Annotated in this window: 13 protein-coding genes and 1 pseudogene; 12 read left to right on the plus strand and 2 right to left on the minus strand. The window is 61.5% G+C overall.

What is annotated here, in order from left to right; genetic code table 11:
* Window positions 1–120: 120 nt before the first annotated feature.
* The 3 genes from C4J92_RS06825 (at window position 121) to ccoM (ending at window position 957) form a co-directional block, all read left to right on the plus strand.
* Window positions 121–462: an aspartate-semialdehyde dehydrogenase gene (locus C4J92_RS06825; RefSeq protein WP_124403337.1), complete on the plus strand. Its 342-nt coding sequence runs from the start codon at window positions 121–123 to the stop codon at window positions 460–462.
* A gap of 73 nt (window positions 463–535) precedes the next feature.
* Window positions 536–697, plus strand: coding sequence for a hypothetical protein (locus C4J92_RS26930; RefSeq protein WP_090408332.1), 162 nt, complete (start codon window positions 536–538; stop codon window positions 695–697).
* A 143-nt stretch (window positions 698–840) separates the two neighbouring features.
* A complete protein-coding gene (ccoM, locus tag C4J92_RS27340; RefSeq protein ID WP_034096309.1) occupies window positions 841–957 on the plus strand; it encodes a cytochrome c oxidase subunit CcoM in 117 nt (38 codons plus the stop codon).
* A gap of 249 nt (window positions 958–1,206) precedes the next feature.
* Here ccoM and C4J92_RS06830 read toward each other — a convergent pair whose 3' ends face one another.
* Both C4J92_RS06830 and C4J92_RS06835 read right to left on the minus strand, forming a co-directional pair.
* On the minus strand, window positions 1,207–2,682 hold the full coding sequence (locus C4J92_RS06830; RefSeq protein WP_124361665.1) for an inorganic phosphate transporter: 1,476 nt from the start codon (window positions 2,680–2,682) through the stop codon (window positions 1,207–1,209).
* Between the two features lie 334 nt (window positions 2,683–3,016).
* Window positions 3,017–3,217, minus strand: coding sequence for a hypothetical protein (locus tag C4J92_RS06835; protein ID WP_003189295.1), 201 nt, complete (start codon window positions 3,215–3,217; stop codon window positions 3,017–3,019).
* Window positions 3,218–3,729: 512 nt separating this feature from the next.
* On the opposite strand from C4J92_RS06835, the gene pcaR reads away from it, so the two are divergent.
* The 9 genes and pseudogenes from pcaR to C4J92_RS06885 all read left to right on the plus strand — a co-directional run bounded on the left by pcaR (window position 3,730) and on the right by C4J92_RS06885 (window position 13,304).
* Window positions 3,730–4,572 (plus strand): pca regulon transcriptional regulator PcaR, encoded by an 843-nt coding sequence (pcaR, locus tag C4J92_RS06840; RefSeq protein WP_124361666.1) that lies wholly within the window; start codon window positions 3,730–3,732, stop codon window positions 4,570–4,572.
* 142 nt (window positions 4,573–4,714) lie between these two features.
* Window positions 4,715–6,054 (plus strand): annotated as a pseudogene (locus tag C4J92_RS06845) (MFS transporter).
* Window positions 6,055–6,321: 267 nt separating this feature from the next.
* Window positions 6,322–7,179 (plus strand): CoA transferase subunit A, encoded by an 858-nt coding sequence (locus C4J92_RS06855; protein ID WP_124366160.1) that lies wholly within the window; start codon window positions 6,322–6,324, stop codon window positions 7,177–7,179.
* Entirely contained in the window at window positions 7,176–7,958 is a 783-nt protein-coding gene (locus C4J92_RS06860) for a CoA-transferase subunit beta (protein ID WP_177413178.1), read from the plus strand. The genes C4J92_RS06855 and C4J92_RS06860 overlap by 4 nt, the downstream gene beginning before the upstream one ends.
* Window positions 7,955–9,157, plus strand: coding sequence for a 3-oxoadipyl-CoA thiolase (gene pcaF / locus C4J92_RS06865; protein WP_177413196.1), 1,203 nt, complete (start codon window positions 7,955–7,957; stop codon window positions 9,155–9,157). The genes C4J92_RS06860 and pcaF overlap by 4 nt, the downstream gene beginning before the upstream one ends.
* Before the next feature lie 17 nt (window positions 9,158–9,174).
* On the plus strand, window positions 9,175–9,879 hold the full coding sequence (gene pcaH, locus C4J92_RS06870) for a protocatechuate 3,4-dioxygenase subunit beta (RefSeq protein WP_124403341.1): 705 nt from the start codon (window positions 9,175–9,177) through the stop codon (window positions 9,877–9,879).
* Between the two features lies 1 nt (window position 9,880).
* A complete protein-coding gene (pcaG, locus tag C4J92_RS06875) occupies window positions 9,881–10,447 on the plus strand; it encodes a protocatechuate 3,4-dioxygenase subunit alpha (RefSeq protein ID WP_124403342.1) in 567 nt (188 codons plus the stop codon).
* A gap of 186 nt (window positions 10,448–10,633) precedes the next feature.
* Entirely contained in the window at window positions 10,634–11,929 is a 1,296-nt protein-coding gene (locus C4J92_RS06880; RefSeq protein WP_124366165.1) for an MFS family transporter, read from the plus strand.
* Between the two features lie 10 nt (window positions 11,930–11,939).
* Window positions 11,940–13,304: a 3-carboxy-cis,cis-muconate cycloisomerase gene (locus C4J92_RS06885; RefSeq protein WP_124403343.1), complete on the plus strand. Its 1,365-nt coding sequence runs from the start codon at window positions 11,940–11,942 to the stop codon at window positions 13,302–13,304.
* Window positions 13,305–13,306: the final 2 nt, after the last annotated feature.

Below are 13,306 nucleotides of genomic sequence, written 5' to 3' on the forward strand. Positions count from 1 at the left end.
GCAGGGCGAATCGACAGGTGGCGGGCACTCATAAGTGTCGACTGGGTCACAGCTTGACCAGCGAATGTTCAAGTCGCCCCGGGGCGCGCCGACAGCCTGTTGATCAGGAGAATCAAGATTATGTTGCCACCCATGCTGCCCGTCAGCGTTGTGCCGGTCACGTCACAACTCGATCCGGTACGCCAGAAGCCGGATATCCCGCCTGTGGTGCCGGTTCAACAAGGCTCCAACGAGAGCACCATCGACCTGAAAAAAGGCGATGCCGAACAATCGACCTTTCTGCTGCGCGAAGAACAGCGCCGCCAGCAAGAGCAGCAAAGGCGTCAGCGTGAAGCCAGCGAGGACCCCGAGCAGCACCTGCCGATCCCTGGCGATCTGCTCAACGCCGACAATACTGTCCCCGTGGCGCCGCTGATTGAAGACGCGCCGCGCCAGGGCCTGTGGGTGGATATCGAGGTTTGATCGCCAGCTGATTTGCCGTCGAGCGGAGGAGGCCGCATTATTGGAACATTCCCGCCATAACGTAAGCCAAGCCATGAGTGATGATGACAAGCTGATCGACCTGAATGCCGAACGCGCCAAGCGTGTGCATGATCTCAATGACAAACGCCTGAATGAAGTGCGCCAGGCGTTTGAACAGGCCATGCCCCTGGGTAAGGCCAAGAAAAAATCGAAGAACAAGCCGAAAAAACGCTGAATCAACTGGCCTCCATTGATGCAGGTCAGTTATTGCCTTTCTTTACGCCCCGTTGAGGGCGACATTGATCCCCGTCAATTTTCCATTCCGCCTTCTCGATTAACTTAGCCCTATCGCAACAGGGCAAGTGCAGGAGGCCGGTCATGTTTATCGATAATGTGGTATTTGCCGGAGTGCTGACCGTAAGCCTCATGGTGCTGTTTTTTGTAGGGTTTGGCATTTTTATCTGGAAAGACGCACACAAGCGTAAAAAACCATAAGTCTTTCCGGGTTACAGGGCACGCAAGGCATTTTGGGCGACTTCGGTCGCCTTTTTTTTTGGCCGATCGTTCCCACGCTCTGCGTGGGAATGCCGCCTCGGACGCTCCGCGTCCCGCTGTTGAGGCCTGCGCATGGGTGACGCGGAGCGTCACGGGGCGCATTCCCACACAGAGCGTGGGAACGATCATCAGGGCCATAAAAAAAGGTGCGATTCTCGCGAATCGCACCTTGTTCATTGCTGGCTGCTATCAGCTGCCCAGCGCCTTGGACGCCAGCCAGAACAACCCGGCCGAGAGGCCTACGGTTGCCGGCAGGGTCAGCACCCACGCCATCAGGATGGTCTTGACCGTGCCGCCTTGCAGGCCGCTTTTGTTGGCGACCATGGTACCGGCCACGCCAGAAGACAACACGTGGGTGGTGGATACCGGCAGGGCGAAGATATTGGCAAAGCCGATCATGGTGGCTGTGGTGATCTGCGCCGACATGCCCTGGGCATAGGTCATGCCTTGCTTGCCGATCTTCTCACCGATAGTCAGTACCACGCGTTTCCAGCCCACCATAGTGCCCAGGCCCAGGGCCAGTGCGACCGCGAGGATCACCCAGAACGGCGCATACTCGGTCGTGGCGGTCAGGTCTTTGCGCAGCTTGTCGAGGTCGGACTTCTCACGCGCATCCAGGCCAGGCAGCTTGCCGACTTTCTTCGCGGTATCGTCCAGGCAGAGCAGGTAGCGACGCACTTCAATGCGCTGGTCGGCATTCAACGAGTGGTAGTCGGACACACCTTTGAGCGTGTCAACGAGCGCGTTGATGGTCGGCTCGGTCTGCTGCGGGTTGCACTGGAACTTGCCCGGCAGGTCGTCCTTCACGCTTTTGCCCAGTGCCAGGAACTCGCCGAGGGTGGCGTTGTTGCGCTGGTAGAACTGGCTCAGATGCACAGTGGCGTCGCGGGTCCGTTCGATCTGGTAGGTGGTGCTGCCCAGGTCGAGCACGAACTGCGCCGGCACGATACCGATCAGCACCAGCATGATCAGGCCGATACCTTTCTGCCCATCGTTGGAGCCGTGCACGAAGCTCACGGCCATGGCGGAAATCACCAGGACCAGGCGGTTCCAGAACGGCGGGTGCTTCTTGTCATCAAGCTTGCGGCGTTGGTCCGGGGTCTTGTGCATCTTCGACAGCGGGCGCCACCACTTCAGGCCGATCAGCACCAGGGCTGCGACCAGGAAACCGGCCATCGGCGAGAACACCAGGGACGCACCGATATCGATCGCTTTCTGCCAGTTCACACCGTCAGCCAGGGGAATATCGTTGATCAGGGCGTTGGCCAGGCCCACGCCGAGGATCGAGCCGATCAGGGTGTGGGAGCTGGAGGCCGGGATTCCGAAGTACCAGGTGCCCAGGTTCCAGGTAATTGCCGCCGCCAACAACGAGAAGACCATCGCCAGACCATGGCCGGTGTTCACATTGATCAGCAACTCCACCGGCAGCAAATGCACGATGGCGTAGGCGACACCCACACCACCGAGCAGCACGCCGAGGAAGTTGAACACCCCGGAGAAGAACACCGCCAGGTGTGGCGGCATCGCTTTGGTATAGATGACTGTGGCCACCGCGTTAGCGGTGTCATGAAAGCCATTGATGAACTCGAAGGCGAGGACAAAGGCCAGGGCGAGCAACAGGCTCACTAGAACCCAAGCATCCAGTCCGCTGAATAAATCGATCATGAAGGTTTTCTGACCCGGTCGTAAGGGGGCGCGATTATGCCAGAAAACCTCAGTAATCGATGCATTAGCTGCTCATTGGTAACAATCTACATTGAAAAAAACTGGTTGAAATGGGCGCATCCCAGGGTTTTCGGGGCTTTGGCAAGTCTTTGATTTTTAACGCCGGGGCGCGAAAAGACGCGGTTTTGTCACGAAAATGTCATGTGTGAAACATTTGTATGAAATTTCGTTGGCGGCAGTGGAGTGCCGACCAGCGGCAGCCAATGCGTGCTGCCCTCGGCCGGTGGTGGGCCGCAGAGGCAGCAAAAACCTGAAGACTCAACCCAAAGAGCACTCAGGGCTCTTCGGTCTTGAGTTCCTGCTCGATTTTCTGGATTTCCTGGGCGAATGCCTGATCCAGCAGGCTGGCGCGCTTGCGCCATGGCTTACGTTCCGGCTCAGGCTGGGCGGCGTAGGTGGTGACTTCCCCGCCGTAAACATCCTTGTAACGTTGCTCCTGGCGCTCAAGTTCCGCGCGCAGTTCATCTTTCGTCACAGTTGTACCTAATTGAGTTGAGTTTAATAAAAGTGCAACGTCATGCCAAAAGGCGGCCTTGGGGTGTACGAACTTGAACAGATGGACTGTTCAAGTTTGAAGTGGGGACCCGAGGTCGCTTTTTCAATCCGATATTTTAATCGACCCTGCGCTCGAGTATGCGGCGCCGGGCGAGCTCTGATCCCAACAGGTAAATTGGGCTGACCTCTGCACAGGCTGCATTATAGCGATGCATGTGAATAACGCTATCGGCATAAAGTTAAAAGCATCAACTTCATATGCGGGTTTTGTTACATCACAACGTAAGTGTTGGCTGAAGATATCTATCCATGTCATCTGGTTTTTCTTCCACAAGGCCTTGAAACAGGCTTGGCCGCTGAAAATTGCGATAATCGAATGATTGTCCGATAATCGCCCAATGTTGCCGGCCCCGTCTTGTACATCTCTACTGGCGCGGCTAGAAATGACAGCCAGCCCTTCTGTGGTTGAAAACAAGAAAAAGGATCCCTGCAATGAACGATCAATTGCGCAATTCTTTCGCGTCCGTGGCGCCGCCGATCGTGGCCTCACCCGCCAAGCGCATCCAGGCCTTCACGGGTGATCCGGACTTCATGACCTCCCTGGCCCGTGGCCTGGCCGTGGTGCAGGCGTTTCAGGAGCGCAAGCGTCACCTGACCATCGCCCAGATCAGCCACCGCACCGAAATCCCCCGCGCCGCCGTGCGCCGTTGCCTGCACACCTTGATCAAACTCGGTTACGCCACCACCGATGGTCGTACCTACTCGTTGCTGCCCAAAGTGCTGACCCTTGGCCATGCGTATCTGTCATCGACGCCCTTGGCCGTGTCGGCCCAGCCTTATCTGGACCGCATGAGCGAACAGCTTCACGAAGCCTGCAACATGGCGACCCTCGAAGGCGACGACATTCTGTACATCGCCCGTTCCGCCACCACTCAACGCCTGATTTCCGTGGACCTTTCCGTGGGCGGCCGCTTGCCGGCGTACTGCACCTCCATGGGCCGTATCCTGCTGGCCGCCCTGGACGATGCCTCGCTGCAGGATTATCTCGACCACGCCGACCTGCAAACCAAGACCAGTCGCACCTTGACCACGCCCGAAGCCTTGTTCGAATGCCTGCAACAGGTTCGTCAGCAAGGTTGGTGCATCGTCGACCAGGAATTGGAGCAGGGCCTGCGCTCCATCGCCGTACCGGTGTACGACGCGTCCGGCCAGGTGTTGGCCGCACTCAATGTGAGTACCCATGCCGGGCGGGTCAGCCGCAGCGAGTTGGAGCAGCGCTTCCTGCCGAGCATGCTCAGCGCCAGCCGCGAGCTGAGTACGCAACTGTTTGCCTAAGTGTTCGGTGACCGCACAGATCCCGGCTTGATCGATTGACGCTGTTTCCCCTGGCTCATTAATGTGCGGCAGCGCTCCCAAGCGCTCCAATAATAACGGCGACCCCCGGTCGCTGACCCGCCATCGGTGTGGAATAAAAATAATGAATCAGCCCTCTGTCGGTACCACCTTGGACGTGCAGTCCTTCATCAACGCCCAGCCGTTGTCGCGTTATCAATGGCGTGTGGTGATCCTGTGTTTCCTGATTGTCTTTCTCGACGGCCTCGACACCGCCGCCATGGGTTTTATCGCGCCCGCGCTGTCCCAGGACTGGGGCATCGACCGCGCCAGCCTCGGCCCGGTGATGAGCGCCGCATTGATCGGCATGGTGTTCGGCGCGCTGGGTTCCGGCCCGCTGGCCGACCGCTTCGGGCGTAAAGGCGTGCTGGTGGGCGCGGTGCTGGTGTTTGGCGCCTTCAGCCTGGCATCGGCCTACAGCAGCAATGTCGACCAACTGCTGGTGTTGCGTTTCCTGACGGGCCTGGGCCTGGGCGCCGGCATGCCCAACGCCACCACGCTGCTTTCTGAATACACCCCGAGCGGCACAAGTCGCTGCTGGTGACCAGCATGTTCTGCGGCTTCAACCTAGGCATGGCCGGTGGCGGGTTTATCTCGGCCAAGTTGATCCCGGCGTTCGGCTGGCACAGCCTGTTGCTGATCGGCGGCATCCTGCCGTTGATCCTGGCCGCCGTGCTGTTGGTGTGGTTGCCGGAATCGGCGCGTTACCTGGTGGTGCGCAACCGTGGCACCGACAAGGTGCGCAAGACCCTGTCTCCCATTGCGCCCGCTATCGTTGCCCAGGCCAGCGCCTTCAGCGTGCCGGAGCAGAAGACCGTCAAGACACGCAACGTGCTCGCGGTGATTTTCTCTGGCACCTACAGCGCCGGCACGTTGTTGCTGTGGCTCACCTACTTCATGGGCCTGGTGATCGTTTATCTGCTCACCAGTTGGCTGCCAACCCTGATGCGCGACAGTGGCGCCAGCATGGAACAGGCCGCGTTCATCGGCGCCTTGTTCCAGTTTGGCGGCGTATTGAGCGCAGTGGGTGTGGGCTGGGCGATGGACCGGTTCAACCCGCACAAGGTGATCGGCACCTTCTATCTGCTGGCCGGGGTGTTTGCCTACGCGGTGGGGCAGAGCCTGGGCAATATCACCTTACTGGCCACCCTGGTGCTGATTGCCGGGATGTGCGTCAACGGTGCGCAATCGGCGATGCCCTCCCTGGCCGCGCGTTTCTACCCGACCCAAGGCCGCGCCACCGGCGTGTCGTGGATGCTCGGTATTGGCCGTTTCGGTGCAATTCTGGGAGCGTGGATGGGGGCTACCTTGCTGGGCCTGGGCTGGAATTTCGAGCAGGTGCTGACGGCATTGGTGATTCCGGCAGCGCTGGCCACCGCTGCCGTGGTGATCAAAGGCATGGTCAGCCATGCCGATGCTACTTGACTCTGGCACAGCTAAAAATGTGGGAGGGGGCTTGCTCCCGATGGCGGTGTATCAGTCAGGAATTATTAAGCTGACCCACCGCTATCGGGAGCAAGCCCCCTCCCACATTTGAATTGCGTTGGCTTAGAAGTTTAGTAAGCAACAATTCGTTCGATAATCGAACACTGAGTCGATTATCGGATTGTTCCACCCATTTCCCCGGCTTAATCTTCAAGCACTTCGGCGCCACCTCAGCGCCTTTTTCGATCAACACCGGGAGCCCAACCCATGGCTGAAATTCTCACCCTGCGTGATGCGGTCAAGCGCTTCGTGAGCGATGGCGATACCGTCGCGCTCGAAGGCTTTACTCACCTGATCCCTACAGCCGCAGGTCATGAAATCATTCGTCAGGGCAAGAAAGACCTGACGCTGGTGCGTATGACGCCTGACCTGATCTACGACCAGTTGATCGGTGCCGGCTGTGCGCGCAAGTTGATTTTCTCCTGGGGCGGTAACCCTGGCGTGGGTTCCCTGCATCGCCTGCGCGACGCCGTGGAAAAACACTGGCCGCAGCCGCTGGAGATCGAAGAACACAGCCATGCCGACCTGGCCAATGCCTACGTCGCCGGCGCCTCCGGCCTGCCGTTTGCGGTGTTGCGTGCCTACGCCGGTTCCGACTTGCCCAAGGTCAACCCGCTGATCAAGACGGTCACCTGCCCGTTCACGGGCGAGGTGCTGGCGGCAGTGCCGTCAGTACGCCCGGATGTCACGGTGATCCACGCGCAGAAGGCCGACCGCAAGGGCAACGTGCTGCTCTGGGGCATCCTCGGCGTGCAGAAGGAGGCGGCCCTGGCGGCCAAGCGCTGCATCGTCACCGTCGAAGAGATCGTCGATGACCTGAATGCGCCGATGAACAGCTGCGTGCTGCCGACCTGGGCCTTGACTGCGGTGTGCCATGTGCCGGGTGGCGCGCACCCGTCCTACGCCCACGGCTATAACGAACGTGACAACCGTTTCTACCAGGCGTGGGACCCGATTGCCCGCGACCGTGGGACATTTACCGCCTGGATCGACGAATACATTCACGGCACCGCCGACTTCAGTGAATTCCAGGCCAAGCTGGCCACCGCGCAGGAGGCCAAGTGATGGCTTACTCCACCAATGAAATGATGACCGTCGCCGCCGCGCGTCGCCTCAAGAACGGCTCGGTGTGCTTTGTCGGCATCGGCCTGCCGTCCAAGGCGGCCAACCTGGCGCGCCTGACTTCGTCGCCCGACGTGGTGCTGATCTACGAGTCCGGCCCGATTGGCGCCAAGCCATCGGTGCTGCCGCTGTCCATCGGCGACGGTGAGCTGGCGGAAACCGCCGATACGGTGGTGCCTACCGGTGAGATCTTCCGCTACTGGCTGCAAGGCGGGCGCATCGACGTGGGCTTTCTTGGCGCGGCTCAGGTTGACCGTTTCGGCAATATCAACACCACCGTGGTCGGCGATTATCACCAGCCCAAGGTGCGTTTGCCGGGGGCCGGCGGCGCGCCGGAGATCGCCGGTTCCGCCAAGAGCGTGTTGATCATCCTTAAACAGTCGTCCCGTTCGTTTGTCGACAAACTGGACTTCATCACCTCGGTCGGCCACGGCGAAGGTGGGGACTCGCGTAAACGCCTGGGCCTGCCGGGCGCCGGTCCCGTCGGCATCATTACCGACCTGTGCATCATGGAGCCCGAAGAGGGCACCCATGAGTTCGTGGTCACCGCGTTGCACCCGGGCGTGAGCCGTGAGCAGGTGACAGCAGCGACCGGCTGGGCCATTCGTTTTGCCGAGCAGGTCGAGACCACCGCCGAGCCGACGGAGGTCGAACTGAGCGCGTTGCGTGACCTTGAAGCGCGCACCGCAGCCGCCCATGGCCAAGCGCCGGGAGAAGCCTGATGCGTGATGTCTTTATCTGTGACGCCATTCGAACCCCCATCGGCCGCTTCGGCGGTGGCCTGTCCACGGTGCGTGCCGATGACCTGGCGGCCTTGCCGATCAAGGCACTGATGGAGCGCAACCCGACGGTGGACTGGAATGCCGTCGATGAAGTGTTCCTCGGCTGCGCCAACCAGGCCGGCGAAGACAACCGCAACGTGGCACGCATGGCGTTGCTGCTGGCGGGCCTGCCGGAAAGCACCCCAGGCGTGACCCTCAACCGCCTGTGCGCCTCGGGCATGGACGCCATCGGCACGGCCTTTCGCGCGATTGCCAGCGGCGAGATGGAGCTGGCGATTGCCGGTGGCGTCGAGTCGATGTCCCGCGCACCGTTCGTGATGGGCAAGGCCGATGCGGCGTTTTCGCGCAGCATGAAACTGGAAGACACCACCATTGGCTGGCGCTTTATCAACCCGTTGATGAAAGCCCAGTACGGCGTGGATGCGATGCCGCAGACCGCCGATAACGTCGCCGACGACTACCACATTTCCCGCGCCGACCAGGACGCGTTCGCCCTGCGCAGCCAGCAACGTACCGCCGCCGCGCAAGCTGCCGGCTTCTTCGCCGAAGAAATCGTACCGGTGCGGGTCGCCCATAAAAAAGGCGAAACCCTGGTGGAGCACGATGAGCATCCGCGGGACACCACCCTGGAAGCGCTGGCCAAACTCAAACCGGTGAATGGTCCCGACAAAACCGTTACCGCCGGCAATGCCTCGGGCGTCAACGATGGCGCTGCCGCGCTGATCCTTGCCTCTGGCGAGGCGGTGAAAAAACACGGCCTCACCGCCCGCGCCCGAGTACTGGGCATGGCCAGTGCCGGCGTCGCCCCGCGTGTGATGGGCATCGGCCCGGTGCCGGCGGTGCGCAAGCTGGTGGAGCGCCTGGGGTTGGCGGTCACCGATTTTGACGTGATCGAGCTCAACGAAGCCTTCGCCAGCCAAGGCCTGGCGGTGCTGCGCGAGCTGGGCCTCGCCGACGATGCGCCGCAGGTCAACCCCAACGGCGGCGCCATCGCCCTGGGCCATCCCCTGGGCATGAGCGGCGCGCGGTTGGTACTGACCGCCCTGCATCAGCTGGAAAAAACCGGCGGCCGCAAAGGCCTGGCGACTATGTGTGTGGGCGTCGGCCAAGGCCTGGCACTGGCGATTGAACGCATCTAACAAGAGAGGATTGCTCCATGAGTGACAAGCCCGGTTACCGGCGCCCGCAAGCGGGCACTCAACCTGATTACCTGCACCCGGCCTACCAGTCGACGAACCTGCGTTCGCCGTCCCAGCCGTTGGTGTTCCTGCCCCATTCGTTGTCGGAAATCACCGGCCCGACCATCGGTGCCGAGCGCATCGATACCAAGGACAACGACCTCACCGCCCAGCATGAAGGCGAGCCCCAGGGTGAGCGCATCATCATTCACGGGCGTGTGCTGGACGAGAACGGCCTGCCGGTGCCGGGCATCCTCGTGGAGATCTGGCAAGCCAACGCTGCCGGTCGCTACAACCACAAGCGCGACCTGCACGATGCGCCGCTGGACCCGAATTTCACCGGCACCGGGCGCACCGTCACCGACGCCGACGGCTGGTACCAGTTCCAGACCATCAAGCCCGGCGCCTACCCGTGGGGCAACCACCACAACGCCTGGCGTCCGGCACATATCCACTTTTCGCTGTTCGGCCCGAGTGTGCTGACGCGGTTGGTCACGCAAATGTATTTCCCCGGTGACCCGCTGCTGGAATACGACCCGATCTACAACTGTGTGCCGGACACCCGCGCCAAGCAACGCCTGATCGCCAGCTTCGACCTGGAAAAAACCATTCCTTCCTATGCCCTCGGCTACCGCTGGGACATCGTCCTGCGCGGCCGCGACGCCACGCCGATGGAGAAATGAGATGAGCCTTTACGCAACCACGTCCCATACCGTCGGGCCGTATTACCACATCGGCCTGACCTGGCTTAACCGCGAAGACCTGACCGTCGCCGCCACCCTCGGCGAGCGCGTGGCGATCAGCGGGCAGGTGCTGGACGGCAACGGTGAGGTGGTCAACGACGCCATGCTCGAGGTCTGGCAGGCGAACGCCGCCGGCAAGTACGCCCACCCGGAAGACGAGCAGGACAAAGCGCTGGACCCCCACTTTGAAGGCTTTGGCCGCGTGCCGGTGGATGCCGAAGGGCGCTTTCGCTTTACCACGATCAAGCCGGGCAGCGTGCCGGGGCTTAAAGGCACGACCCAGGCGCCGCATCTTGTCGTGCTGGTGTTTGCCCGAGGGTTGGTGAAGCACCTGCTGACGCGGATTTATTTTGACGGTGAAGCGTTGAATGGTGATGACCCGCTGCTGGCGTGTGTGCCGGCCGAGCGGCGCGGCACCTTGATTGCCAAGCCGGATGCGGCGGGTGTGCATCAGTGGAATGTGATTTTGCAAGGGACAGATAAGGAAACGGTGTTCTTCGATTACTGAGTTGGCTGGAGGGCCTCATCGGGGGCAAGCCCCCTCCCACATTTTGACCGCGCCGCCTATCAAGTGTGGGAAGGGGCTTGCCCCCGATAGGGCCCTCCCAGGCAACACTGTCCGAAAAGTCTGCTTGCGGAACATGGTTGTTGCCAAGTATGTCTAGGCTATAACCGTTCCCATTGAGTAAAAACCATGACAACAAAAACCAGTCACTACACCGGAGAAGAACGCAGCAAACGGATTTTTGCGATTGTCGGTGCTTCCTCCGGCAACCTAGTCGAATGGTTCGACTTCTACGTCTATGCCTTCTGCGCCATCTACTTCGCCCCGGCGTTTTTCCCCTCGGACGATCCCACCGTTCAACTGCTCAACACCGCTGGCGTATTCGCCGCCGGGTTCCTGATGCGCCCCATCGGCGGCTGGCTGTTCGGCCGGGTGGCCGACAAGCATGGCCGCAAGAACTCAATGATGATCTCGGTGCTGATGATGTGCGCCGGCTCCCTGGTCATTGCTTTCCTGCCCACTTACAAGGATATCGGCGCCTGGGCCCCGGCGCTGCTGTTGGTGGCGCGGCTGTTCCAGGGGTTGTCGGTGGGTGGCGAATACGGCACCACGGCCACCTACATGAGCGAAGTGGCGCTCAAGGGCCAGCGCGGTTTCTTCGCCTCGTTCCAGTACGTGACCCTGATCGGCGGGCAACTGCTGGCGGTGCTGGTGGTGGTGATCCTGCAACAGATCCTCACCGAAGAAGAATTGCGCGCCTGGGGCTGGCGGATTCCGTTCGTGATCGGCGCCATTGCGGCGGTGATCTCCCTGCTGCTGCGTCGCACCCTCAAGGAAACCACCAGCAAGGAAATGCGTGAAGACAAGGACGCCGGCAGTATCGTCGCGCTGTTCCGTGACCACGGCAAAGCGTTCATCACGGTGCTGGGCTACACCGCCGGTGGCTCGCTGATTTTCTATACCTTCACCACCTACATGCAGAAGTACCTGGTGAACACCGTCGGTATGCACGCCAAGACGTCCAGCTACATCATGACCGGCGCGCTGTTTCTGTACATGTGCATGCAACCGCTGTTCGGCATGCTGGCCGACAGGATCGGCCGGCGCAATTCCATGCTCTGGTTCGCCGGCCTCGGCACGCTGTTCACGGTACCGATCCTGCTGACCCTGAAAACCGTCACCAGTCCGTTCCTGGCCTTTGTCCTGATTACCCTGGCCCTGGCGATCGTCAGCTTCTACACCTCGATCAGCGGCCTGGTCAAAGCCGAGATGTTCCCGCCCCAGGTGCGTGCCCTGGGCGTGGGCCTGGCGTACGCCGTGGCCAACGCGGTGTTCGGCGGTTCGGCGGAAGTGGTCGCGTTGAGCCTGAAGTCCATCGGGATGGAAAACACCTTCTACTGGTACGTCACCGCGATGATGGCGGTGGCGTTCCTGTTCAGCTTGCGTCTGCCCAAGCAGGCTGCTTATTTGCACCATGATTTGTAAGGGATGAGTTATGACACTGCGCACGAGCAACCAACTGTTCGACGCTTACTTCACCGCTGACAGCATGGCCGAGGTGTTCTGTGACCAGGGCCGCTTGCAGGGCATGCTGGATTTCGAGGCCGCGCTGGCCCGGGCCGAGGCCCAGGTCGGGCTGATCCCGCAGGCCGCCGTGGCACCGATTGCCCAGGCCTGCCTGGCCTCGTTGTATGACGTGGACGCGCTCAGCGTGGCGATTGCCACGGCGGGTAACTCGGCGATTCCGTTGGTCAAGGCGCTGGGCAAGCTGATTGCCGAGGAAGATGCCGGGGCCGAGCGCTATGTGCACCTGGGCGCGACCAGCCAGGATGTGATGGACACCGGCCTGGTGCTGCAACTGCGCCGCGCGCTGGGGTTGATCGAAGCGGACTTGGCGCGCCTGGGCGATGTGCTGGCCGCCCAGGCGCAGCGGCATGCGTCGACACCATTGGCCGGACGCACCTGGCTGCAACACGCCACGCCCGTCACCCTGGGCATGAAAATCGCCGGCTGGCTGGGCGCGGTGACGCGCAGTCGCCAGCGTCTGGCGGAGTTGAAGCCGCGTTTGCTGGTGCTGCAATTTGGCGGTGCGTCCGGCACCCTGGCCGCGCTCGGCGAGCAGGCCATGCCGGTGGCGCAAGCCTTGGCCGCCGAGCTGCAACTGAGCTTGCCCGAACAGCCCTGGCATACGCAACGTGATCGCCTGGTGGAGTTTGCCAGCGTGCTGGGCCTGATCGCCGGCAGCCTTGGCAAGCTGGGCCGCGATATCAGCCTGTTGATGCAAACCGAAGCGGCGGAAGTGTTCGAGCCCTCGGCGCCGGGCAAGGGCGGTTCGTCAACCATGCCCCACAAGCGCAATCCCGTCGGCGCTGCCGTGTTGATCAGCGCCGCGACCCGCGTGCCCGGTCTGGTCGCGACGATGTTCAGTGCCATGCCCCAGGAGCACGAACGCAGCCTGGGACTGTGGCATGCCGAATGGGAAACCTTGCCCGAGATCTGCCGATTGGTATCGGGTGCGCTGCAACAGGCGCTGCTGCTCAGCGAAGGCCTGGAGGTGGACGCCGCGCGCATGACCCGCAACCTCGACCTGACCCAGGGCCTGGTGCTGGCCGAAGCCGTCAGCATCGTGCTGGCCCAACGCCTGGGCCGTGAAACCGCGCATCACCTGCTGGAGCAGTGCTGCAAACGCGCCGTCGCCGAGCAGCGCCATTTACGTGCGGTGCTGGCGGACGAGGCGCAGATCACCGCCGAGTTGTCGTCGGCCGAACTGGACCGTTTGCTCGACCCGGCCCACTACTTGGGCCAGGCTCAGACCTGGGTCAGCCGCGCCGTGACCGAACACTTTGGATTGACTGCGTAAGG

This window comes from Pseudomonas sp. R3-18-08, from assembly GCF_003852065.1.
Lineage (GTDB): Bacteria > Pseudomonadota > Gammaproteobacteria > Pseudomonadales > Pseudomonadaceae > Aquipseudomonas.

Excerpts from the sequence above, each read along its gene's own strand:
- ccoM (WP_034096309.1), top strand. The coding sequence starts at position 841 with ATGTTTATCGATAATGTGGTATTTGCCGGAGTGCTGACCGTAAGCCTC.
- C4J92_RS06830 (WP_124361665.1), bottom strand. The coding sequence starts at position 2,682 with ATGATCGATTTATTCAGCGGACTGGATGCTTGGGTTCTAGTGAGCCTG.
- C4J92_RS06825 (WP_124403337.1), top strand. The coding sequence starts at position 121 with ATGTTGCCACCCATGCTGCCCGTCAGCGTTGTGCCGGTCACGTCACAA.
- C4J92_RS26930 (WP_090408332.1), top strand. The coding sequence starts at position 536 with ATGAGTGATGATGACAAGCTGATCGACCTGAATGCCGAACGCGCCAAG.
- pcaG (WP_124403342.1), top strand. The coding sequence starts at position 9,881 with ATGAGCCTTTACGCAACCACGTCCCATACCGTCGGGCCGTATTACCAC.
- pcaH (WP_124403341.1), top strand. The coding sequence starts at position 9,175 with ATGAGTGACAAGCCCGGTTACCGGCGCCCGCAAGCGGGCACTCAACCT.
- C4J92_RS06885 (WP_124403343.1), top strand. The coding sequence starts at position 11,940 with ATGACACTGCGCACGAGCAACCAACTGTTCGACGCTTACTTCACCGCT.
- C4J92_RS06855 (WP_124366160.1), top strand. The coding sequence starts at position 6,322 with ATGGCTGAAATTCTCACCCTGCGTGATGCGGTCAAGCGCTTCGTGAGC.
- C4J92_RS06880 (WP_124366165.1), top strand. The coding sequence starts at position 10,634 with ATGACAACAAAAACCAGTCACTACACCGGAGAAGAACGCAGCAAACGG.
- pcaR (WP_124361666.1), top strand. The coding sequence starts at position 3,730 with ATGAACGATCAATTGCGCAATTCTTTCGCGTCCGTGGCGCCGCCGATC.